Annotated in this window: 17 protein-coding genes; 7 read left to right on the top strand and 10 right to left on the bottom strand. The window is 65.8% G+C overall.

Annotated features, from left to right (window positions below; genetic code table 11):
* The first annotated feature begins 7 nt into the window (after positions 1-7).
* The 5 genes from BLS34_RS20725 (at position 8) to BLS34_RS20705 (ending at position 8,704) form a co-directional block, all read left to right on the top strand.
* Positions 8-1,705 (top strand): cyclic nucleotide-binding domain-containing protein, encoded by a 1,698-nt coding sequence (locus BLS34_RS20725; RefSeq protein WP_093153495.1) that lies wholly within the window; start codon positions 8-10, stop codon positions 1,703-1,705.
* Positions 1,690-2,523: a hypothetical protein gene (locus tag BLS34_RS20720; protein ID WP_093153492.1), complete on the top strand. Its 834-nt coding sequence runs from the start codon at positions 1,690-1,692 to the stop codon at positions 2,521-2,523. Before BLS34_RS20725 ends, BLS34_RS20720 begins: the two co-directional genes overlap by 16 nt.
* Positions 2,520-5,015: a cytochrome c3 family protein gene (locus tag BLS34_RS20715; protein ID WP_139189413.1), complete on the top strand. Its 2,496-nt coding sequence runs from the start codon at positions 2,520-2,522 to the stop codon at positions 5,013-5,015. Before BLS34_RS20720 ends, BLS34_RS20715 begins: the two co-directional genes overlap by 4 nt.
* Positions 5,016-5,430: 415 nt before the next feature.
* The gene (locus BLS34_RS20710; RefSeq protein ID WP_028794485.1) at positions 5,431-6,447 is read left to right on the top strand and encodes a TAXI family TRAP transporter solute-binding subunit; all 1,017 of its coding nucleotides are present in this window, start codon (positions 5,431-5,433) and stop codon (positions 6,445-6,447) included.
* 85 nt (positions 6,448-6,532) lie between these two features.
* Positions 6,533-8,704, top strand: coding sequence for a TRAP transporter permease (locus BLS34_RS20705; protein ID WP_245702100.1), 2,172 nt, complete (start codon positions 6,533-6,535; stop codon positions 8,702-8,704).
* Positions 8,705-8,787: 83 nt separating this feature from the next.
* Here the strand turns inward: BLS34_RS20705 and BLS34_RS20700 are convergent, their stop codons facing one another.
* The 10 genes from BLS34_RS20700 to hmuQ form a co-directional block, all read right to left on the bottom strand.
* Positions 8,788-10,518, bottom strand: coding sequence for an ABC transporter substrate-binding protein (locus tag BLS34_RS20700; RefSeq protein ID WP_093153486.1), 1,731 nt, complete (start codon positions 10,516-10,518; stop codon positions 8,788-8,790).
* Positions 10,519-10,636: 118 nt separating this feature from the next.
* Positions 10,637-11,002 carry a DUF2160 domain-containing protein gene (locus tag BLS34_RS20695; RefSeq protein WP_084618846.1) on the bottom strand — a complete coding sequence of 122 codons (366 nt, stop codon included), beginning with the start codon at positions 11,000-11,002 and terminating at the stop codon, positions 10,637-10,639.
* Positions 11,003-11,004: 2 nt separating this feature from the next.
* Entirely contained in the window at positions 11,005-11,802 is a 798-nt protein-coding gene (locus BLS34_RS20690) for a carbohydrate ABC transporter permease (protein ID WP_093153483.1), read from the bottom strand.
* The gene (locus tag BLS34_RS20685) at positions 11,799-12,689 is read right to left on the bottom strand and encodes a carbohydrate ABC transporter permease (protein WP_028794480.1); all 891 of its coding nucleotides are present in this window, start codon (positions 12,687-12,689) and stop codon (positions 11,799-11,801) included. Before BLS34_RS20685 ends, BLS34_RS20690 begins: the two co-directional genes overlap by 4 nt.
* Positions 12,686-13,795, bottom strand: coding sequence for an ABC transporter ATP-binding protein (locus BLS34_RS20680; RefSeq protein ID WP_093153481.1), 1,110 nt, complete (start codon positions 13,793-13,795; stop codon positions 12,686-12,688). Before BLS34_RS20680 ends, BLS34_RS20685 begins: the two co-directional genes overlap by 4 nt.
* A gap of 10 nt (positions 13,796-13,805) precedes the next feature.
* Positions 13,806-14,897 (bottom strand): ABC transporter ATP-binding protein, encoded by a 1,092-nt coding sequence (locus tag BLS34_RS20675; RefSeq protein WP_093153478.1) that lies wholly within the window; start codon positions 14,895-14,897, stop codon positions 13,806-13,808.
* 25 nt (positions 14,898-14,922) lie between these two features.
* Positions 14,923-16,497 carry a glycerol-3-phosphate dehydrogenase gene (gene glpD / locus BLS34_RS20670; RefSeq protein ID WP_093153475.1) on the bottom strand — a complete coding sequence of 525 codons (1,575 nt, stop codon included), beginning with the start codon at positions 16,495-16,497 and terminating at the stop codon, positions 14,923-14,925.
* Positions 16,498-16,588: 91 nt separating this feature from the next.
* Positions 16,589-17,353: a DeoR/GlpR family DNA-binding transcription regulator gene (locus tag BLS34_RS20665; protein WP_028794478.1), complete on the bottom strand. Its 765-nt coding sequence runs from the start codon at positions 17,351-17,353 to the stop codon at positions 16,589-16,591.
* A 171-nt stretch (positions 17,354-17,524) separates the two neighbouring features.
* Positions 17,525-19,012 (bottom strand): DHA2 family efflux MFS transporter permease subunit, encoded by a 1,488-nt coding sequence (locus BLS34_RS20660; protein ID WP_028794477.1) that lies wholly within the window; start codon positions 19,010-19,012, stop codon positions 17,525-17,527.
* Positions 19,013-19,202: 190 nt separating this feature from the next.
* Entirely contained in the window at positions 19,203-19,514 is a 312-nt protein-coding gene (gene hmuQ, locus BLS34_RS20655) for a heme-degrading protein HmuQ (RefSeq protein WP_028794476.1), read from the bottom strand.
* Positions 19,515-19,673: 159 nt separating this feature from the next.
* Here hmuQ and BLS34_RS20650 point away from each other — a divergent pair, with 159 nt between their 5' ends.
* Together BLS34_RS20650 and BLS34_RS20645 are read left to right on the top strand one after the other, a co-directional pair.
* A complete protein-coding gene (locus BLS34_RS20650; RefSeq protein ID WP_139189412.1) occupies positions 19,674-21,815 on the top strand; it encodes a TonB-dependent hemoglobin/transferrin/lactoferrin family receptor in 2,142 nt (713 codons plus the stop codon).
* Positions 21,816-21,826: 11 nt separating this feature from the next.
* Complete coding sequence (locus tag BLS34_RS20645; protein WP_093153469.1) at positions 21,827-22,705, top strand: heme/hemin ABC transporter substrate-binding protein; 879 nt, start codon at positions 21,827-21,829, stop codon at positions 22,703-22,705.
* Positions 22,706-22,709: the final 4 nt, after the last annotated feature.

The following is a 22,709-nucleotide window of genomic DNA, read 5'->3' as shown; positions in this document are numbered from 1 at the left end:
CGTCGAGGTGCTTTCCCCCGCAACCGCGATCAGCAGGCCCCGACGCTGGGACAATCCGTTCGACCCGGATCTGGCGGTGGGGGCGGTCGAGCGGATCCTGGCGGCACCGGTGTTCCGCGATCTCGATCCGGACCGGTTCCCGCCGGGCCTGCTCCTGGCGGACATCGTGCGCAACGACGCCCGGATCAACCGCTACCAGCGCGGCGATATCGTGGTGCGAGAGGGGGATTACGGGAACTCGGTCTTCGTGATCCTGACCGGCACGGCCTGCGTCCTCTATGCCGGCCTTCCCGACAGCAACCGCGCGATGCCGCGGCGTCGCCGGTCGGTCTGGCGGGCGCTGTCCCAGCTCTGGGGCAATTCGCCGGAGATCGAAACCCGAACCCTGTCGCCGCGATCCGGCGCCGTGCATCTGCGCGCCGACCGGGACCGGGCCTATCTGCCGGACATCGACCGGGTGATGGCCGAGCAGTCGATCATTCCGCTCGGTCATGGCGACATGTTCGGCGAGATCTCGGCCCTCTCGCGTACCCCGCGCACCGCAACGGTGTTCGCCGGCACCGACTGCGAAGTGATCGAGCTGAGATGGCAGGGACTGCGCGACCTGCGCGCCCGCGACCCCGGCCTGCGCGAGACCGTCGACCACCTGCACCGCACCCGCAGCCTGCTCGCCCATCTGGCGGAAAGCCCGCTGTTCGCCCACCTGGACGCGGAAACCAGGGCCGTCGTCGCCGAGGAGATCCGCTTCGAGAACCACGGGACCCAGGAACTCTTCCCCACCGGCGAGGTGCCGTCGGACTCCAGCGAGCCCCTGGCGGGCGAACCGCTGATCGCCGAGGAAGGCAGCCTTGCCGACGACCTGATCATGGTTCGCGCCGGTTTCGCCCGGGTGACCGAGCACCTGGATCACGGCGACCGCACGGTCGGCTACCTGAAGAACAACGACGTCTTCGGCTTCGAGGAACTGGTCCGGCAATGGCGATCGGGGGCGGCGCGGCCGCTGCGCTACAGCCTGCGGGCGATCGGCTATCTCGACATTCTGCGGGTGCCGGCCCTGGTCATGGAGCGCTACGTCCTGCCCACCCTGCCCGAGCACCTGTTGCCGACAGAGACCCCGGCGGAGGCGCCCTCGACGCCGGTCTGGAAGCGGGACGAGAGCGCCACCGGGATCGAACAGCCGCTGGTCAACTTCCTGATCGACGAGCGGATCATCAACGGCACCCAGTCGATGGTGATCGACCTCGACCGCTGCACCGGCTGCGACGACTGCGTGAAGGCCTGCGCGGCGACCCATGACGGCAACCCGCGCTTCGTGCGCCAGGGCCCCTCCCATGGCGACGTGATGATCGCCCATGCCTGCATGCACTGCGTCGATGCCGTCTGCCTGATCGGCTGTCCGACCGGTGCGATCCAGCGCGACCTGTCGCTCGGCGACGTCCACATCAACGACGAAACCTGCATCGGCTGCGGCACCTGCGCGCGGAGCTGCCCCTACGACAACATCGTCATGGTCGAGATCGCCGACCGCGCCGGCCAGGTGATCACCGACCGGGAGACGGGAACGGCGATCCATCGGGCGACCAAATGCGATCTGTGCGCCGGACAGCTTGGCGGGCCTGCCTGCCAGCGCGCCTGCCCGAACGACGCCCTGGTCCGCCTCGACATGAGCGACCCGGGAGAGCTGGTGGCATGGCTGCGTCGCTGACCGGGTTCGCCCGCCGGAGGATCCGCAACGGCACGATCGTTGGCATCGCCGCCGCCCTGCTCGTGGCCACCGCCCATCTGGCGGAAACGACCCTGCACGACACCCGGTTCATGACCGGCTGGATCCTGCTGATCCTGATCGCCGCGCTCGCCCTGTTCGAGGCGCGCCGACGCATCCCGGTGCTCCCCCTGGGCAGCGCGTCGGCCTGGGAACAGGTCCATATCTACGCCGGCTGGTTCGCCGTCGCCGTCTTCCTGACCCATACCGGATTCGGCCTGCCGGACGGCCCGTTCGAGGTCGCGCTCTGGATCCCGTTCGTGGCGGTTGCGATCAGCGGGACGGTCGGGATTTGGTTGAACCGGATCCTGCCCAGGCGCATGCGCGATCACGGGGCCCGGGAACTCTACGACCGTATCGCCACCCGCCGAGCCGAGATTGCCGCCGAGGCGCAGGCCCTGGCCATCGCCTCGGCCCGAGACACGGCGTCGGTCACCATCGCCGACTATTACCAAAAGGAACTGAGCGTCTATTTCCAGCGGCCGCGGAATGCGCTGTCCCATCTGACCGGATATCACGGCCACCAGCGTCGTCAGCTCCAGCAGATCCGTTCGCTTCACCGGTATGTCGATGCGAGCGGGCGAGACACGCTCGAGCGGCTCTGTGAACTTGTCGAGGCCAAGGATGACCTCGACTACCAGTACGCCGCTCAGATGGCACTGCGGCTCTGGCTGTTCGTCCATGTCCCGTTGGCGCACGCGCTTCTGATCCTGGTGGTGATCCACGCGGTCCTCGCCTATGCCTTCCAGGTGGGGCCGTGACCGGTGGCCCCGGCAAAGCCGGCGGCGCCGGATCCTACGACCGCCCCGACCGGAAATGGCGATGCGGCCGGCTCGCCCTCGGTCAGCCATGCCCGCGTGGGCCCGACGCCACAGGCAACTGCCAAGGTGCCGCCGACTGCGTGCCGGTGCGCCGGGGCGACCGCTGGCACTGCACACGCCCAGCCAGCGCCGGCGGCCCCTGCCAGGCCGGTCCGCTGCCCGACGGCGCCTGTTCGGTTCAGCGCCCGCCCTGCGTCCCGGTACGCAGCCTGAGCGCGCTGCGCCGCCGGATCACCCGCATGGTCGTTGTCGCGGTCATCGGACTGGTCATGATCGCGCTGACGGGCACCGACCGCGAAGCCCTGCTGTCGCCAGGGCCGCTCACGTTCCAGCACAGCGTGGTCGGCGGCTGCGCGGGCTGCCACCAGGGATTCGACGACGGGCCCGCCGGCTGGGTCATGACCGCTTTCGGCATGGCGCCGGAAGGCCACGGCGATGCCGCCTGCCACACCTGCCACGACCTCGGCGACCATGCCGAGCTGCCGCATTCCCGGCCCGCCGCCGTGACCGCCGCCCTGACCGACGTGGCTCAAGCGCATCGCGCGGAGCACGACACCGAAACGCCGTTCGAGTTCAGGGTATCGGGATGGCTGTTCGCCGATGCCGACGCACCGACGTCGAGCGTCGGATGTGCCACCTGTCACCGTGAGCACCGCGGCGTCGAGGCCCACCTCACCGAGATGCCGGAAGGCGCCTGCCAGACCTGCCACACGGCTCAGTTTGCCTCGTTCGCGAACGGTCACCCGGAGTTCGACAGGCCGCTATTCAACCGTCGGCCCCGTATCGCCTTCGACCATGCAGCCCATCTCGACCGGCATTTCGATGCCGCCGAAAGCGCCGGCAAGGCGCCGGAGAGCTGCACGGTCTGTCACCTGCCGTCGGACGACGGCCGGGCCATGCTCACCGCAAGCTTCGAGACCATGTGCGCGTCCTGCCACCAGGCCGATATCGCCGGGACCGGATCGATCGGACCAGCCGGGCTCCGGTTCCTGGCGGTGCCGGGGCTGGATCTGCGGGAACTGAAAGCCCGCGGCGTGGATATCGGTGCCTGGCCCGAATGGTCGGAAGAGCCGATCAGCCCGTTCATGGCGCGCCTTCTCGTGGCGGACGCGTCGGTGGCAGCAGCCCTCGACCGACTGGAGGGCCTGGACCTTCTGGACCTGCGGGATGCGGCACCGGAGGATATCCGGGCGGTCGCGACCGTGGCCTTCGCGGTGAAGCGCCTGATCGGCGACCTGCTGGCCGACGGGGTCCAGGCGGCGGAAACGAGGCTGGCGGACGGTGCTCCCGACCAGCGCGGCGCGGGCCCGACCGCCGATCAGACGGGCGCCCTGCTCGGCTATCTGCCGATGGACGTATTGGCGGCCGCCGCCGATGAATGGTTCCCGTCCCTGGCAAGCGACCTCTCCCGACCGTTCCCGGAGCTGCCGGACCCGATTCCCGGGCCCAAACCCGCAGGAACCGACGCTCCGGCTCCCATTGCGGCACCCGACCAATCGACGATCCTCGCCGCCCCAAGCGACGCGCAGTCCGACATCCTGGCGCCGCCTTCGGGCGACCAGTCGGATATCCTGGCCCCCGTGCCGGACCAGTCGGATATCCTCGCCGCACCGTCAGCGGATCAGTCGGACATTCTCGCCGCCCCGTCGGGCGATCTGGCGCCGGCCGTCGACCAGTCGGACATCCTGGCCCTGCCCTCCGCCGACGGCCTGAACACCTTCCAGGCGCCCAAGGTGCCCGCGGACGAGGCTCTGGCACCGCCCCCGGACACGGCACAGACGCCGCCGGTCGCACGGACCGACCTCGCCTCGCCGCCGATGCGGATCGAGCCCAATGTCACTCCGGAGGACTGGATGCGCGCCGGCGGCTGGTACCGCGGCGAATTCGCGCTGAGGTATCGGCCGACCGGACATGCGGATCCGTTCATGCGGGCCTGGATCGACATAGCGGCCGCGAAGCCGCAGACAGAAGGCGGCGGCACATTGCTTTCCGTCTTCAGCGGCGCTCAGGCTCCCGGAACCTGTCTGCGGTGCCACAGCATCGACCGCCCCCAGGACGGGACGGCTGCCGGGACCGGCGGCGTCAACTGGTCGCCGATGGACTACGATCCCGACATCCGGACCTTCGTACGCTTCGCCCACGCGCCGCATTTCAGCCTGGTCGCCGAGTCCGGCGGATGCCAGACCTGCCACGCCGTGATCCGGCCGGACGGACCGGGCGGCGCGACCGCGTTCCAGGAGCAGTACCTGCAAGGCGATCCGACGACCGGCGTGATCGCCGGCTTCAGCCAGCCGACCGTCGCCACCTGTTCGCAGTGCCACGCCCCGGGACAGGCCGGAGACAGCTGCACCCAGTGCCACGCCTACCACGTCGGCACCTTCCCGACGCCGACTGTACCGACCCGCATGCAGGTGCCGCTCCCTGGCCAGTAGCGCCGGAGGGGCAGAACGCCCTTCAGCATCCAGCGTCCTCTGGTCGGCCGCAAACCATCCGGATCCGGCGCGCCGAAGCATTGTCCCGATGGACATCCTCAGCCGATGCGGCGCGATCCAGAACCGGCCCCTCGGATTCGAGCGTCCCATCCTCGAAGCCGTGACAGGGTGCGGGTGTGAGAGCCCCCAAGATTCTGCGGCTCAGACGGCCGTTCGCTGCATTTCCCAGTTCCAGTATCCGCCGACCCGATATACCGTCGCGCCCGGCGGTACAAATGGTGACCGTCGTTTTCGGAAATGCCGCCAAGACATGGGCAGAGAGTCCGCGCCGCGACCCTTCCATGAATCCGCCGGAAAATACCGGGCGGTCAGTCTTGCGTCTGTCCCAGGCATTTCCCCCTGGAGGAAACAAGTAATGAAGACTCAGAGCCTTAAAGTGCTCGCTGCCGCCGCGGCGATTATCGCTGCCATCTCGGGATCTCCAGCCCACGCGCAGGACGCCCGAAACTACGTGCTCTCAACCGCCACAACCGGCGGAACCTACTATCCCGTGGGCGTCGCCATCGCGACGCTGATCAAGGTCAAGCTTGAGCCGACTCAGAAGATCGGCCTGTCCGCGATCAGCTCCGCGGGCTCCGGTGAGAACGTCAAGCTCATGCGCGAGAAGCAGGCTGAATTCGCTATTCTGCAGGGCCTGTTCGGCCTCTACGCCAAGGAAGGTAGCGGATCGCTCGCCCAGGACGGCCCCCAGCCGCACCTGCGGTCGATCGCCATGCTTTGGCCCAATGTCGAGCATTTCGTCGTCATGGCGGACGACGCGAAGACCGGCACCGCCGCCGATCTGGCGGGCCTGACGGGCAAGAAGTTCTCGATCGGCGCGCGGAACAGCGGCACCGAGCATTCCAATCGGTTCATTCTGAAGAATCTCGGCATCGATGCCGAGGGCTATGACCTCGTGTTCCAAGGCTACGGGCCGACCGCCGACAGCCTGCAGAACGGCTCGATCGTCGGCGCCGGCATTCCCGGCGGCCCGCCGGTCTCGGTCATCACCCGCATCCAGGCGCAGATGGGCGGCGGCGTGAAGATCCTTCAGTTCACCGACGAGGAAGCCGCAAAGGCCGACGGCGGCACCGGCCTGTACTACAAGTACACGGTCCCCGCCGGCACCTATCCGGGTCAGGACACCGACCTGAACACCATCGCACAGCCGAACTTCCTCGGCGTGCACCAGGATGTTCCGGAGGAGGACGTCTACCAGATCACCAAGGCGATCTTCGAGAACCTCCCTTTCCTGAACAACATCCACGCGGCGACCAAAGCGATGTCGCTCGACAGCGCGATGTCCGGCCTGCCGGTGCCGTTGCATCCGGGCGCGGCGCGCTACTTCAAGGAGGCCGGTCTCACCATCCCCGCCTCCCTGGTCGCCCAGTGACCCGATTGGTCTGACATCACGCGGCGGGTGCGGGAACGGACGTTCCAGCACCCGCCGCCCCCTCTTCGGAATCGGGAGCACCGACGTGACCGACGGCGAGCGCCAAGCCGGCGCGCATGAACTTTCAGACACGATGGACGCTTCCGCCGCCGGAGAGGTCGACCAGTCGACGCGCCAACGCCCGGCCGACTCCCTAGCCGGCCGCGCCGCGTTCTGGATCGGTGTGGGACTGGCGGTTCTGCACATCTGGATCAACACCCTCGGCACGATGTCCGAGCTGCGTGCGTCCGTGCTGCATTTCGCCGGCTTCGGGCTGCTGTGCGCGCTGCTCTTCCCGGCCTGGCACTCGACGAGCGCGACCGGGCGCCGTTTGGCGATGATGCTGGACATCGTCCTCGGTCTCGCCGCCCTCTCGCTGTTCGCCTATCTCGTTCTCGGCGAGGAGACGTTCTACGCCCGCAACGGGGCCTTCCTTTGGTACGACTGGATCTTCACCGCGATCGCGGTCGCGCTGGCGATAGAGTTCACCCGGCGGACCACCGGTCTGATCATCCCGATCCTGATCGTCCTCGCCTTCACCTACGTGACGGCATGGGGAAGCTGGTTCCCGGGCGTGCTGTCGTTCTCGGGGCTCGGGTACGAGACCATGCTGTTCCGCTCGTTCTACTCGGACGACGGCATGTTCGGGGTGATCGCAACGATCTCCTACAGCTACGTCTTCATGTTCATTCTGTTCGGCGCCTTCCTCGTCCAGTCCGGTGCCGGCGATTTCATCATCGACTTCGCCCGCGCGATCGCCGGCAAGCTGGTCGGCGGCCCCGGGTTCGTCGCCGTGCTCGGCTCGGCGCTCATGGGAACGATCTCGGGCTCGGCGGTGGCCAACACGGTGTCCACCGGGGTCATCACGATCCCCCTGATGAAACGCGCGGGCTTCCCCGCCCGCTTCGCCGCAGGGGTCGAGGCGACGGCATCCACCGGCGGTATGCTGATGCCGCCGATCATGGGCGCCGGCGCGTTCGTCATGGCGAGCTACACGCAGATCTCGTATCTGACGATCGCCGCCGTCTCGGTGCTGCCGGCGATGCTCTATTTCTTCGGGGTCGCCTGCTTTGTGCGGGTAGAGGCGAAGAAGCGCGACCTGAAATCCCTGGATGACGATGCGCCGCGGATCGGAGAGGTGCTCAAGCGCGGCACGACCTTCTTCATCCCGATCACCCTGCTGATCGCCATGCTGATCGCGGGGTTCACGCCGACCTATGCCGCCGGTTACGCCATCCTGGCGACCATCGCGTCGTCCTGGCTGACCCGCACGCATCGTATGGGCCATCGCGAGATACTGTCGGCCATGGCCGGCGGAGCCCGCAACATGATCCTGACGGCGGTCCTGCTGGTCTCGGTCGGCATCGTCGTCAACGCGGTGACCCTGACGGGCATCGGCAACACGTTCTCGCTGATGATCGACGACTGGGCCGGCGGGAACCTTCTGATCGCCCTCGTGCTGATCGCATTGGCCAGTCTCGTGCTTGGCATGGGATTGCCGGTGACTGCCTCCTACATCGTCCTCGCCACCCTCTCGGCGCCCGCCTTGGCGGATATGATCGTGCGCAGCGAAATCATCACCGCCTTTGCCTCCGGACAGATCCCGGACGCGGCCAAGGCCATCCTGATGCTCACGTCCCCGGACAAGGCCGCCCTGCTCGACGGACCGATGACCCGCGAGGCGGCGGCCGGGCTGGTGGCGGCGATCCCGGCCGAGATGATGTCCATGGTGAAGGATGCCACGCTGACGCCGGCGATCCTGACGACGGCGCTGCTGTCGGCCCACATGATCATCTACTGGCTGAGTCTGGACTCGAATGTCACGCCGCCGGTCTGCCTCACCGCCTTTGCCGCCGCGGCGATCGCCAAGAGCCCGCCGATGGCGACCGGGTTCACCGCCTGGAAGATCGCCAAGACGCTGTACATCGTGCCGGTGCTCTTCGCCTACACGCCCTTCCTGAACGGTGATCCTGTTCTTGCACTGGAGATCTTCGCTTTCGCCCTGGTCGGGATCTACGCGCTGATCGGGGCGATGGAGGGCTATCTGGAGGCACCGGTGTCCTGGCCGATGCGCGCCGTGCTGTTCGCGATCGGCGTGACGATCCTGTGGCCGAACGACTGGTCCGTGAACTTCATCGGGACGGCCCTGTTCGTCGTGTTCTTCATCTGGAACGTCCGGACCGACCGCCGGCAGAGGATCGGGGCCGCGGAAACGTAACCCGCGGTAGAGCGTTGTCGTGAATCAAAGAAAACGCCGGGGCGGCGAAGCCCCGGCGTCCGATACTCGGTATGCGCGGAACCTTACTGCCAGCGCTTGATGATTTCCTCGTAGGCGACGGTTTCGCCTTTCGGCTTCTCGTTGTCGAGCTTCGCCTTGGGGCCGTCCGGCTTGCCGAGCCATTCGGAAGGATCCTTCGGCTCGTTCAGGCGCGGACCGCAGCCGCCGTAGACGTTGCTCGACTCATCGGCACGCTGCATCCGACCCATGATGGTGTCCATTTCACCGGCGAGACGGTCCATGGCTTCCTGTGGGGTGAAGGCACCGGAGTTGACGTCGCCGATCTGCTGCCACCAGAGCTGGGCCAGCTTCGGATAGTCCGGCACGTTGATGCCGGTCGGCGACCAACGCACCCGGTCGGGCGAGCGGTAGAACTCGATCAGACCGCCCAGGTTGGGCGCCCGCTCCGTGAAGCTCTGATGCCGGACGGTGCTGTCGCGGATGAACGTCAGACCGACATGGCTCTTGCGCACATCGACGGTCTTGGACACCACGAACTGGGCGTACAGCCAGGCGGCCTGGGCCCGATCGCTCGGGGTGGACTTCAGGAAGGTCCAGGAACCGGCATCCTGATAGCCGACCTTCTGGCCTTCCTGCCAGTACGGCCCGTGCGGGGACGGCGCCATCCGCCAGAGCGGCTTGCCGGCCTCGTCGACCGTGTTGTTGCCCTCCGACTTCGGAGCCACCATCGAAGCGGTGAAGGCGGTGTACCAGAAGACCTGCTGGGCGACATTGCCCTGACTGAGAGCCGGCAGCGACTGATAGAAGTCGTAGCTGGCCGCACCCGGAGGCGCATAGGCGCGCAGCCACTCGTCCCACTTGCGGATCGCGTAGACCGCCGCCGGGCCGTTGGTGGCACCACCGCGGCTGACGCTCGCGCCGGCCGGGTTGCAGGAGCCCGCTTCCATGCGAATGCCCCACTCGTCGATCGGCACGCCGTTCGGCTCGCCCGGAGAGCCCGCGCCGGCCATCGACAGCCAGGCATCGGTCATCCGCCAGCCGAGGTCGGGGGCGCGCTTGCCGTAGTCCATGTGACCATAGACCCGGACGCCGTCGATCTCCTTGACGTGGACGCTGAAGAACTCGGCGATGTCCTCATAGGCCGACCAGTTCACCGGCACGCCGAGATCGTAGCCGTAGATCTCCTTGAACTGCTTCTGCAGATCCTCGCGATCGAACCAGTCCTTGCGGAACCAGTACAGGTTGGCGAACTGCTGATCCGGAAGCTGGTAGAGCTTGCCATCCGGTCCGGTGGTGAAGGAGATGCCCATGAAATCGTCGAGATCGAGCATCGGATTGGTGGACGCCGCCCACTCGCCGGCCATCTGATCGGACAGATTATAGGCCAGCTGCAGACGCGAGTGCGTCCCGATCAGATCGGAGTCGTTGATGTAGCCGTCGTAGAGGTTCCGGCGGGTCTGCATCTGGGTCTGCACCGCCTGCACGACTTCGCCTTCGCCCAGCAGTTGGTGGTTCACCTTGATGCCGGTGATGTCCTCGAAGGCCTTGGTCAAGACCTCCGACTCATAGGTATGGGTCGGGATGGTCTCGGACAGGACGTTGATTTCCATGCCCTGATAGGGCTCGGCCGCCTTGATGAACCACTCCATTTCCTTGAGCTGTTCGTCCCGGCTCAAGACCGATTGCGAGAATTCGTCGTCTACCCACTTCTCCGCGGCGGCCATGTCGGCGAGTGCCGGGCCTCCCCAAAGAAGCCCGGTGGCAGCCAAACCTGCCAATATCGACTTCTTCATTGGTCTCCTCCTCTGACGTCTTTTGTTCCGGCAACCGCCGGTTTGTTCCGCACGCTTGTCGCGTGCTGCACGGCTTCGACCGGCCCATGCCGGCTCGAAGACGATTCCGTTCGGGCCTTCAGACCCATTTCGCGACCGCCGCCGCCCAGACAAGCGCGATGATCGACGCCCACCAGAGCGGGCCACTGAAGAACGCCAACCAGGCCAGATGGATGTAGGCGGCGCTCAAGAGCGAGATGAAGAGCCGGTCGCCGCGCGTGGTATCGATGCCGAGGATGCCCGGCTCACGCGGATCCCCGCCCGGGCGCGCGATCTCCCAAACCGTCATGACCAACAGAGCCGTGGCGATACAGGCGAAGAACACGGCCGTCTGCCAGGTCCAGGCCATCCAGCCCAGGAACGAGACGCCGGTGGGGTCGGTGTTCTGCGCCAACGCGATCCCGGGGATCAGCGCGAGCAGGACCGTCAGAAGCCCGAACCGCATGATCAGACCCTCCCCATCGCGAAGCCCTTGGCGATGTAGTTCCGAACGAAATAGATGACGATCGCGCCGGGAATGATGGTCAGCACGCCGGCCGCCGCCAGCAGCCCGAGTTCGTAGCCCGATGTCGACGCCGTCTTGGTCATCACCGCCGCGATCGGCTTCGCCTGGACGGTGGTGAGGGTCTTCGCCAGCAACATCTCCACCCAGGAGAACATGAAGCAGAAGAACGCCGTCACCCCGATGCCGGACGCGATCAGCGGCATGAAGATCTTCACAAAGAATCTCGGAAAGGAGTAACCGTCGATATAGGCGGTCTCGTCGATCTCCTTCGGCACGCCCGACATGAAGCCCTCGAGGATCCAGACGGCCAGCGGAATGTTGAACAGGCAGTGCGCCAGCGCCACCGCCAGCGTGGTGTCCAGCAGACCCATGGTCGAATAGAGCTGCAGAAACGGCAGGGCGAAGACGGCCGGCGGAGCCATCCGGTTGGTCAGCAGCCAGAAGAACAGATGCTTGTCGCCCAGGAACCGGTAGCGCGAGAACGCATAGGCCGCCGGCAAAGCGACACTCACCGAGATGACCATGTTGATCACCACGTAGATGATCGAGTTGATGTAGCCGGAATACCAGGTCGGGTCGGTGAAGATCTTCACATAGCTCTCGACCGTGAACTCCGCCGGGAACATCGAGAACCCGCCAAGGATCTCATTGGTGGTCTTGAACGACATGTTCAGGAGCCAATAGATCGGCAGCATCAGGAAGAGGATGTAGAGCGTCGGGACAATCCAGCGCGTTCTCATTTTTTCCCTCCCTGCATGGTGAGCGTGTAGAACAGCCAACTGACCAACAGGATCATCAGGAAATAGATGATGCTCATCGCCGCGGCGTTGCCGAGATCCTGCTGGCCGAGCGCGACCTTCACCAAATCGATCGACAGGAACGTGGTCGAGTTTCCAGGCCCGCCGCCGGTCAGGACCGAGGGCTCGGTGTAGATCATGAAGCTGTCCATGAAGCGCAGCAGCACGGCGATCGTCAGCGTGTGCTTCATCTTCGGCAGCTGGATGTAGCGAAACACCGCCCAGCGCGAGGCGCCGTCGATCCTGGCCGCCTGGTAGTAGGCGTTGTCGATCGACTGCAGCCCGGCATAGGCCAGCAGCACCACCAGCGACGTCCAATGCCAGACGTCCATGAGGACGACGGTGAACCAGGCGGCCACCGGTTCCTGGGTGTAGTCGAACCAGGGACCGCTTGCCGGATCGTGGCCGAACAATCCGGCTGCGGAGTTCAGCGTGTAGCCCAGAAACCCGATATCCGGCAGGGCGTAGATGTTCCACATGGCCCCCACCACGTTCCACGGGATCAGCAGGGGCAGCGCCATCAGGACGAGGCAGACGGAGGCCCACACTCCAGACCGCGGGATGGTGAGCGCAATGGCGATGCCGAGCGGGATCTCGATGGCGAGGATGGTGAAGGTGAAGCCAAGCTGGCGGATCAGCGCGTTCTGGAACCGCTCGTCGGCGAGCGTGTCGGCGAACCACTGAAGGCCGACGAACGAGAACTCGCCGTAGAACTCCTCCTGAACGGAGAAATTCACCACCGTCATCAGCGGTATCACCGCGTTCATCGCCACGAGAATGAGAACCGGCAGGACCATCCACCAGGCGCGATGGTTTAGCGTCTTGTTCATCGCTTGCCTCCACCGCGCGCGGCGCGTCGATCGCTGTCGACGATCCATCCGTCCGAATAGACATGGATGCCTTGGGGGTCGAACAGGATCCGGTTGTGCCGGTCGGAGATACTGGCCCCCTCCGGGGCGATCACGTTGACCTCCGTCCCGTCGAAATCGGTTCGCACCACCAGGTGCCGGCCGACATCCTCGACCCGCGTCACTTTGATCGGCAGACCGTCATCGCCATCCGAGAGGCTTACGAACTCCGGGCGGACCCCGATCTCGATGCCGTCGGCACCGGCATGGCTGAAGGCGCGGCCGAGCGGCACCGCGTGGCCGCCGAGGAAGGCGGTATCGCCCTCGACCGTCGCCGGCAGGACGTTCATCCCCGGCGACCCGATGAAGAACCCGACGAACGTGTGCTCCGGCCGCTCGAACAATTCGACCGGCGTGCCGAGCTGCACCACCTCGCCGTCGAGCATGACCACGACCTTGTCGGCGAAGGTGAGCGCCTCGGTCTGATCGTGGGTGACATAGATCATGGTATGCCCGAACTCGCGGTGCAGGGTCTTCAGCTCGGTGCGCAACTCCCACTTCATATGCGGATCGATGACGGTCAGCGGCTCGTCGAACAGGATCGCGGAGACATCCTCGCGGACCATGCCGCGGCCGAGCGAAATCTTCTGCTTGGCGTCGGCGGTCAGCCCATGCGCCCGCCGATCCAGGTCGCCGGTCATGCCGATCATCTCGGCGATCGTCTTGACCCGGCGGTCGACATAGGCCGCGCTCCCACCCCGGTTGCGCAGCGGAAAGGCCAGGTTCTCGTAGACGGTCATGGTGTCGTAGACCACCGGGAACTGAAACACCTGGGCGACGTTCCTGGCCGCGGTGGAGAGTGCCGTGACGTCCGTGTCGTCGAACAGGATCCGGCCCTGGGACGGCACCAGGAGCCCCGAGATGATGTTGAGCAGCGTGGTCTTGCCGCAGCCGGACGGTCCGAGCAGCGCGTAGGCTTCTCCATCGTCCCAGACATGATCGATCGTCGGCTTGAGCTGGTAGTCGTCCCGGCTTGCCGGGGCGCCGGCGTAGGAGTGCGCGAGGTTGGAGAGCGTGATCTTTGCCATGCCGCCCTCCTCACCCTGCGTCCGCATAGGCGGCGGCACATGCCAACGCGCCGTCGGGCGCGAACATGTAGACATGCGCCGGATCGACGAAGACCGTCCGATCGGACTGATGCGGCAGATCGTGGACGCCATGGACAAGCGCGACCCAGCGGTCGGCGCCGTGCAGGACATGGACAAAGCTCTCCGAGCCGCCGATCTCGGTGCCGGTGACCCGACAGTGGAACGCCAGATCCCGCTCGGATCCCCGTTCGATCCTGAGATGATTGGCGCGGAAACCGGCGATGTACCGGCCATCGGCGAGCCGGTTGAAGGTCGGAAAATCGGCGGCGAGGCGGGCGTCGTCGATCACCAGCTCGTCTCCGGCCTTGGACAGGGCCACAAAGTTCATCGGCGGATCGGAGAACACCCGCGCCGTGGTGGCATCGGTGGGTCGACGATAGACCGACGGCGTGGCGCCGAACTGCGTCACACGCCCCTCCCACAGGCAGGCGGTGTTACCGCCGAGCAGCAGGGCCTCATGCGGTTCGGTCGTCGCGTAGACGAAGATCGCCCCCGACTCCTCGAAGATCTTCGGGATCTCCGCGCGCAGCTCTTCGCGCAGCTTGTAGTCCAGGTTTGCAAGCGGTTCGTCCAACAGAACAAGCCCCGCCTCCTTGACCAGCGCGCGTGCCAGGGCGCACCGCTGCTGCTGACCGCCGGACAGCTCCAGCGGACGGCGGCCGAGTTGGCTCTCGTTCAGCTTCATCATGGCGGCGGCGGCCCGCACCTTGGCGTCGATCTCGGCCGAGGCGAACCCGCGCAGCCGCAGGGGCGAGGCGATGTTCTCGTACACGGTCATCGACGGATAGTTGACGAACTGCTGGTAAACCATGGCCACCTGACGGTCCTGGACGCGCATCCCGGTGACGTCCCGTCCCTGCCAGAACACCCGTCCCGACGTGGGTTGGTCGAGCCCGGCCATCAGCCGCATCAAGGTCGTCTTGCCCGACAGCGTCGGGCCCAGAAGGACGTTCATCGATCCGGATGCGAACTCGATCGTGGTCGGCGCAATATGGACCTCGCCGCCCATGACCTTCGAGACCGTGTCCAACGTCAGCGACATGTCACCCGCTTTCCCTTCCGTTCCATCATCGCGAGCCGTGCGCGTGGCGCTGTTCATCGGCGCGCGACGCCCGCATCCAGACGTCCAGCGTCCTCGCCTGCTCGTCGCTCAGCCGCAGGCCCAGCTTGGTACGCCGCCACAGGACGTCGGAGGCGGAGCGGGCCCATTCCTTCCGCATCAGCCAGACGACTTCGGCCTCGGTGAGGGTCGCGCCGAAGTTTTGGCCGAGATCCTCAATGGAGGCCGCATCGCCCAGGAGGTCGAACGCGTCGGTTCCATAGGTCCGTATCAGCCTTCGCGCCCAGTCCACATCGAGGAACCCGTACCGATCCCTCAGGCGCGTCCCCTGCTCTTCGTCACCGCCGACAGGAAAATCACCGCCCGGCAGACAGGCTCCGGCGGTCCACGTGCTTCCCATCTGCGGAAAGAACGGGCGCAGCTTCTCCAGCGCGGCCTCCGCCAGCCGGCGATAGGTGGTGATCTTTCCGCCAAAGATATTGAGCAGAGGTGGCGCGTCGCCTGACCGCTCGACCTTCAGCACGTAGTCCCGTGTCGCCGCCGTCGCGGATTTCGCCCCGTCGTCGTAGAGCGGACGAACCCCGGAATAGGTCCAGACAACGTCCTCGGCGGTGACCGGATCGCGGAAATACTCCGAGACCGACCGACACAGGTACTCGATCTCCTCCGGCGTACAGACCGCTTCCGACGGACTGGTCTCGTGGTCGCGATCGGTCGTCCCGATCAGCGTGAAACCCTCCTCATAGGGGATCGCGAAGACGATCCGCTTGTCGGCGTTCTGGAAGATGAAGGCGCGATCGTGCTCGAACCGTTTGCGCACGACGATGTGACTGCCTCGCACCAGGCGGACGTTATCGTTGGTGTTCACCCGGACGCACTGGCTGATGACCTGACCGACCCACGGACCGCCGGCGTTCACGAGGCTCCGGGCCGCCACCGTCCGCGTCGCGCCGGTGTCCTCGTCGCGGACCTGAACCTGCCAGACACCGTCCGATGGCGCGGCGGCGAGGCATTTGGTGCGCACGTTGACCGACGCGCCCCTGTCGGCGGCGTCGCGCGCGTTGAGAACCACGAGCCGCGAATCCTGGACCCAGCCGTCGGAGTACTCGAACCCGGTCACGAACTGGTCTTTCAGGGAAGCGCCGATCGGGCCGCTTCGCAGATCCACGGTTTCGGTGGCCGGCAGGATCTTGCGACCACCCAGATGATCGTAGACGAACAGGCCGAGCCGCAGAAACCAGGCCGGTCGAAGTCCCCGATGATGCGGCAGCACGAACCTGAGCGGCCAGGCGATATGTGGCATGGCGCACAGCAGGACCTCGCGCTCCTTCAACGCTTCACGCACCAACCTGAACTCGAAATATTCCAGATAGCGCAGACCGCCGTGGAACAGCTTGGTGGACGCCGAGGAGGTTCCCTGCGCGAGGTCGCCCATCTCGCAAAGAAACACGCTCAGGCCCCGGCCGGCGGCATCGCGTGCGATCCCGCAACCGTTCACACCACCACCGATAATGGCGAGATCGAAGATCTGCTTACCCAAGCACGTCTCCACCCTTGCGTCGGCTTTACGCCCGGGATCCATTGCCTGGATCCTCGAATTTTCGCTTAAAGGATGATTAAGCAGATTTCGAAAAGCAATCGAAAATGATCCGCGCCCAAAACCATGAAGCTGCCTAGGATCTTACACGGATCAGTTCGACCTCGTTCTGGCGGCACAGATCCCGGAATTCGGACGAAATGCCGTCGTCGGTCACCACGGTGTTGACCTGGGAGATGTGTGCGATGCGGACCGGAGCCGCGACGTCCAGCTTCGTTGAATCCGCGACCAGAATGACATTTCGCGCATTCTGGATGATCGCCTGAGCCACCTTCACTTCTCGAAAATCGTAGTCGAGCAAGGCGCCGTCCTGATCGATGGCGGAGGCTCCGATGATGGCATAGTCGACCTTGAACTGGCGGATGAAATCGACCGCCGCCTCTCCGACGATCCCGCCATCCGACCGCCTGACAATGCCGCCGGAAATCACGACCTCGACCGTGGGGATCAACCGCAAGCGATTGGCTACATTGAGATTGTTCGTGATCACCATGAGGTTCTGATGATTGACGAGGGCCTCCGAGACCGCCTCTGTCGTCGTACCGATATTGATGAAGAGCGACGCGCCGTTCGGAATGAGGGCTGCTGCCTCCTGCCCGATGGCGGCCTTCTCGTCGGCCGCGACCTGACGTCTTTGTTCATATTCGAGATTTTCGGTGCCTGAGGGATTGATCGCTCCGCCGTGGATCCGGCGCAATATCTTGGCATCGCAAAGATCGTTGAGGTCCTTGCGTATGGTTTGCGGCGTGACACCGAACCGCTCGGCCAAGGACTCGACGAGCACTTTCCCTTGGGATTTCGCCAGTTCAACGATATCGGACTGGCGGTCGCTCAGGAACATCACTGTCTTCGTCCAATCTGCCGTTTTCGCAAATTCGATCATAAACGAAGCAAAAACGAACGCCAGTGGGCGTGGACACAAGACGCTGCGTCGGCTCTGAGTCCTCCCAACGGATGGTCTCGTCTCCGTCGCCGCGCCGGTGCCGTCTCATCGACCTGCCCACCGCGTGGCTCAGCGTCTCAGCCGGAACATCAGCACCGCCGGCGCGACGAGGAACGGAACGATCGCCAGCAGGTTGAAGGCGTTGATGTAGCCGATCATCGCGGCCTGGCGGCGGATCTCTTCGCCGAGACGTCCGTGCAGCAGGGGTGTGTCGAGATCGCCGAACCGCTCTATCCACAGCGATAGGGAACGGGCGTCGAACATGGTTATGAGCGCGGCGAGACTGGAATGCGCCTCGGCGGACGAGCGCACGAACACCACCAGCGTCACGGCGATGAACAAGCTGCTGCCGAGCATCCGCAGAAGGCTGAATATGGCATTGCCCTGGGTAAGCAGCCGCGGCTCGAGCGTGGAGAAGGCCAGGACCGCCATCGGCGTGTAGGCGAGCCCGAACCCGAAGCCGTGCAGCAGATTGGTCCACAGCACCTGCTCGAACGTCATGTTCATGTCGAGCACGCCCATCCAGGCAGCGGCACCGGCTTGGATGAGCAGCCCCGCCGCCAGCGTGGCCTGCGGGTTCCACCGGGTGAGCGGGGCGACCACCAGGAAGCTCAGGAAATTCCCAACCCCTCGCATGGCGATCAGGTAGCCGACGATGGATTCAGGGTAGCCCCGGAGGTCCTGCAACAAGGGCGGGAAAAGCACCATCGGGGTGAACTGGAGCATTCCCATAACCATGGCCATGCCGATGCCCAGAACGAAGTTCCTGTCTCGGAACGTGGCGCTCTCGAACAGCGGCGCGGCCGTTGTCCCCGAATGTGCGACGAAGAGGTAGAGGCACCCGACCGCCAGAGCGCATTCCAGGATGATCTCCGGGGACTCGAACCAGTCGAGCCTCTGGCCGCGGTCGAACATGAGCTGAAGAGCCCCGATCGCGATGGCGATGAAGGCAAAACCGACGAAGTCGAACCGACGCGCGGTTCCGCGTTCCTCGTCACCCAGGGCCAGCACCGTCGGGATACAGGCCACGAGGCCGAGCGGCAGGATCATGAAGAACGACCAGCGCCAGTCCAGACTGTCGGCGACGAGGCCGCCGAATGTCGGACCCAGGATCGGCCCCATCACCCCGCCGACGCCCCACATCATCACCGCCATCGGATGGAACTTTCGCTCGAACTTCGCCAGGATGATGGCCTGCCCCATGGGAAAGATCGGCGCGCCGAGCGCTCCCTGGATGACCCGGAAGGCGAGCAGCGACTCAAGCGAGGTGGCGGTCCCGCAGGCGACCGACGCCCCCGTGAACCCGAGGACAGAACCGACCATCAACCGGCGCCAGCCCAGTTTCGAGGCCAGCCATCCTGTCAGCGGCGTCGCCGCCGCGGTCGCCACGAGGTTCAGGGTCAGGATCCATGCCACCTGATCCTGGGTCGCGGACAGCGCGCCTTTGATCTGCGGGAGGATCACCGCGACGCTGGTCACGGTGACGCCAAACAGGATCGTACAGAGTTGAACGCACAGCAGAGTCAGCCATTGCTTCGGGGTGATCTGTCTCAGCACGTGGTCAACCTGGAGTGACGCTGCCGCCGCCCGGTCGGCCGGCTGTGCCGATCATACCGCCTGGCAGCCGGAGCTGGAGACCCATAAACCGACGATCAGCCCATGACGGCCTCATCCTCCGCCTTGCACCCCAGGTCGTCCGGCGTGCCGTGCGGCAGCGTCACGCCTTCCGACATTGTCCTGAGACCGGCTACCGACCTTCCAGAATGACCTCGAAGCCCTCGAACTGCGGGTGGCCGAGATACAGAACCTTGCGGTCGCCGGCGCCGGCGTGGGCCTTGCGGAAGGCCTCGGATCTGGTCCAGGCCTCGAACGCCGCGCGGTCCTCCCAGATGGTATGCGAGGCGAACAGCGTGTGGTCCTCCGCCTCCGGCCCGCGCAGCAGGCGGAACTCGACGAAGCCGGGCACCTCGTCCAGATGGCTGTCCCGTTCCGCCCAGACCTTCTCGAAATCCTCCTCCGAGCCCTTGGTGACCTTAAAGCGGTTCATCGCGATGAACATGTTGCACTCCCTGCCTAGCATCCGAAACCAGTCTACACGATCCGATTAACGCAATTGCGGGTCATTCTCAACACTATTGCTTTTGCGAGTCATTCTTAATAACGTCCCGATCGCCGACGATCATCGTCCGGCTTGCGTTTCCAGGGACAGGGGGTTGGAGTGACGACCAGAATCGGTATGGGCAGCGTCGGCGCAGCGGCGCTCGCGCTGGCATTCAGCGGCTTTGCGACGGGCGCGACGGCCCAGCAGAGCGACACTCAGCAGCAGAGCGGCAATCAATCGGCAGAGACGGCGCCCCTCGAACTCGGGCCGATCTCCGTGACCGCAACCCGCAGCCCGATCTCCGCCATGCGGTACCCTGGCATGGTCACCGTGATCGATCGCGACCAGATCGAGCTGAAGGACCCGGACACGCTGGAGGATATGTTCCGCTCGGTGCCCGGCGTCCATTTCGACGGCGGCCCGCGCCGCACCGGCCAGGTGCCGACGATCCGAGGCTTCGAGGGCGAGAACGTCCAGATCCGCATCGACGGCGCGCGCCAGAACTTCGTGTCGGGCCACAACGGCCGGGTCTTCGTCGATCCCGCCCTGCTGGCCGGTGGCGAGGTCCTGCGCGGCCCCGCCTCCTCGCTGTACGGCAGCGGGGCGATGGGCGGCATGATCGCCCTGCGCACCCTGTCCGCCGACGACCTTCTGGACGGCGACGACACCCTCGCCGGCCGCGCCAAGTTCGGCTACCAGGACGTCAATCAGGAATTCACCGAGAGTCTGGTCGTCGGCGGCCGACCGATGGACGGGGTCGGCCTGCTCGGCGGCGTCGTGAAGCGCGACTCCGACGACATCCAACTCGGCAACGGCACCGAGCTCGTCTCCGACGACGACATCATCTCGGGCTTGGCCAAGGCCGATATCCAGTTTACCCCGGGCCTGTCGGCCTCGCTTTCCTATCTGGTGTTCAACAACGACGCCCGCGAGCCCGCGAACGGCCAGTTCGCCAATACGGCGGCGGATTCCGACATCACCGACAAGGACATCCGCAGCGACACGATCCGCGGCCAGGTTCTCTACGCCCCGCTCGGTCAGACCTGGCTCGACCTGGACGCGTCGGCCTATTTCACCAATTCCCAGGTCGGACAGACCTATGAGGACTCCGGCCGTATCGTCGATCAGGACGTCGACACCTACGGCCTGTTCATCGACAACCGCAGCCGGTTCTCCCTGGCCGAGCGCTCGTCCCTCACCCTGACCTACGGGGTGGAGGCCTCGCAGGACGAGCAGAAGGGCTATGACTCCGCCAGCGCCGACGGCACCCGGTCGGGCGTGCCGAACGCCGAGGCCGAGTTCGCCGGCGCCTTCCTGCAGGGCAACTTCGAGGTCAAGGACGTGATCCCGGGCACCCTGACCGTGATCCCCGGAGTCCGCTACGACAGCTTCTCGGCCGATTCCGACATCGACGACGGTTCCAGCGACGACGAGGTGTCGCCGAAGATCGCGGTGTCCTACGAGCCGATCCGCGGACTGGTCGGCTTCGCCAGCTACGGCCGGGCCTTCCGCGCGCCGTCGATCAACGAGCTCTACAACGAGGGCACCCATTTCGCGATCCCGCTGCCCAATGGCCAGACCGCGGTGAACAGCTTCGTGGCCAATCCGAACCTGAAGCCCGAAGTCTCAGACACCCTGGAGTTCGGCGTCGGGTACGAGCGCTCGGACACCCTCCTGAAGAACGACGCGTTCCGCATCAAGGGCGCCTATTTCCAGTCCGACGTGGAAAACCTGATCGACATCTCGGTGAACAGCGCCGGACCGTCGCGCGGCTGCTTCATCCCGCCCTATACCGGCTGCAACGCAGGCACGACGAACACCGTCAACGTTCCGGAAGCGGAGCTCGAGGGCTACGAACTCGAAGCGTCCTACGACACCCCCCGCTTCTATGTGACGGCCGGCTTCTCGTCGATCGACGGCGAGAACACGCGGACCGGCGAGTCTCTCGGCGTGCTGACCCCGGACCGGCTGAGCACCGATATCGGTCTGCGGCTGTCCGAGATCGACACGGTGGTCGGGGTCGAGGGCGAGTTCGCCTCCGGCTTCGACAATGTGGACGATGCCAGCGAGGAGCGCGGCGGCTACTCGGTCTTCGACCTCTATCTGCAATGGGCGCCGTCGGAACAAGCGCTGCAGGGGCTGACCGTCAATCTCGGCGTCGACAACGTGTTCGACCGCGACCACGAGCGGGTCTTCGCCGGCGTCTCGGAGCCGGGCCGCAACCTCAAGGGCTCCATCGCCTACCGCCTCGCGTTCTGAGGAGCGGGCAGATGCGCATCATCCTTCGACCTCTGCTGGTCCTGCTGCTGGCCGCCGCCATCGCGTCGGCGACCGGCACCCGGAGCCGGGCCGAGCCCTCGCGGGTCCTCTCGATCGGCGGCTCGATCACCGAAATCGTCTATCTGCTCGGAGAGGAGGACAGGCTGGTGGCGGTGGATTCCACCAGCCTCTATCCGCCGTCGGCCCATGAGCTGCCCAATGTGGGCTATCTGCGCCGTCTTGCGGTGGAGCCGATCCTGGCGCTGGCGCCGGACCTCATCCTCGCCGAAGGCGATGCCGGCCCCGAGGCGGTGATCGAACAACTGGACGCGGCGGGCGTCGCCCTGGTGCGCACGGAACACACCACCGATATCGCCGGCGTCGGCCGCAAGATCCGGACCGTCGCCTCGGCCCTCGGCCGGGCCGCGGATGGGGAGCGGCTGGCCGGCGAGATCACCACTCGCGCGACCGCCCTTTCACAGCAGGCCCGAGCCCATCCGAACCCGCCCCGCGTGCTGTTCCTGCTCAGCGTCGGCAAGGGTGCCCCGCTGGCCGCCGGGCGCGATACGGCGGCCGCCGGCATCATCGAGGCGGCGGGCGGGGTCAACGCGATCTCCGGGTACGAGGGCTACAAGCCGTTGTCTCCCGAGGCGGCCGTGCTCGCGGACCCGGAGATCGTCCTGGTGCCGGACCGCACGCTGGAGCAGATGGGCGGACCGCAGGCCATCCTCCAGCGCCCGGAGATCGCGCCGACCCGGGCGGCGCGGACCGGACGGATCGTCAGCGTCGACGGGCTGCTGGTGTTCGGCTTCGGACCGCGCATCGCCGAGGCGGTCGCGCTGCTGTCGGCGGCCTTTCATCCCGGCCCCGCCTCCGCCAAACCGCAATGACGCT

The organism is Thalassobaculum litoreum DSM 18839 (genome assembly GCF_900102465.1).
In the GTDB taxonomy this organism is placed as follows: Bacteria; Pseudomonadota; Alphaproteobacteria; order Thalassobaculales; family Thalassobaculaceae; genus Thalassobaculum; species Thalassobaculum litoreum.
The sequence above is the reverse complement of the archived record's forward strand: the minus strand, read 5'-3'. Positions and strand labels throughout refer to the sequence as shown.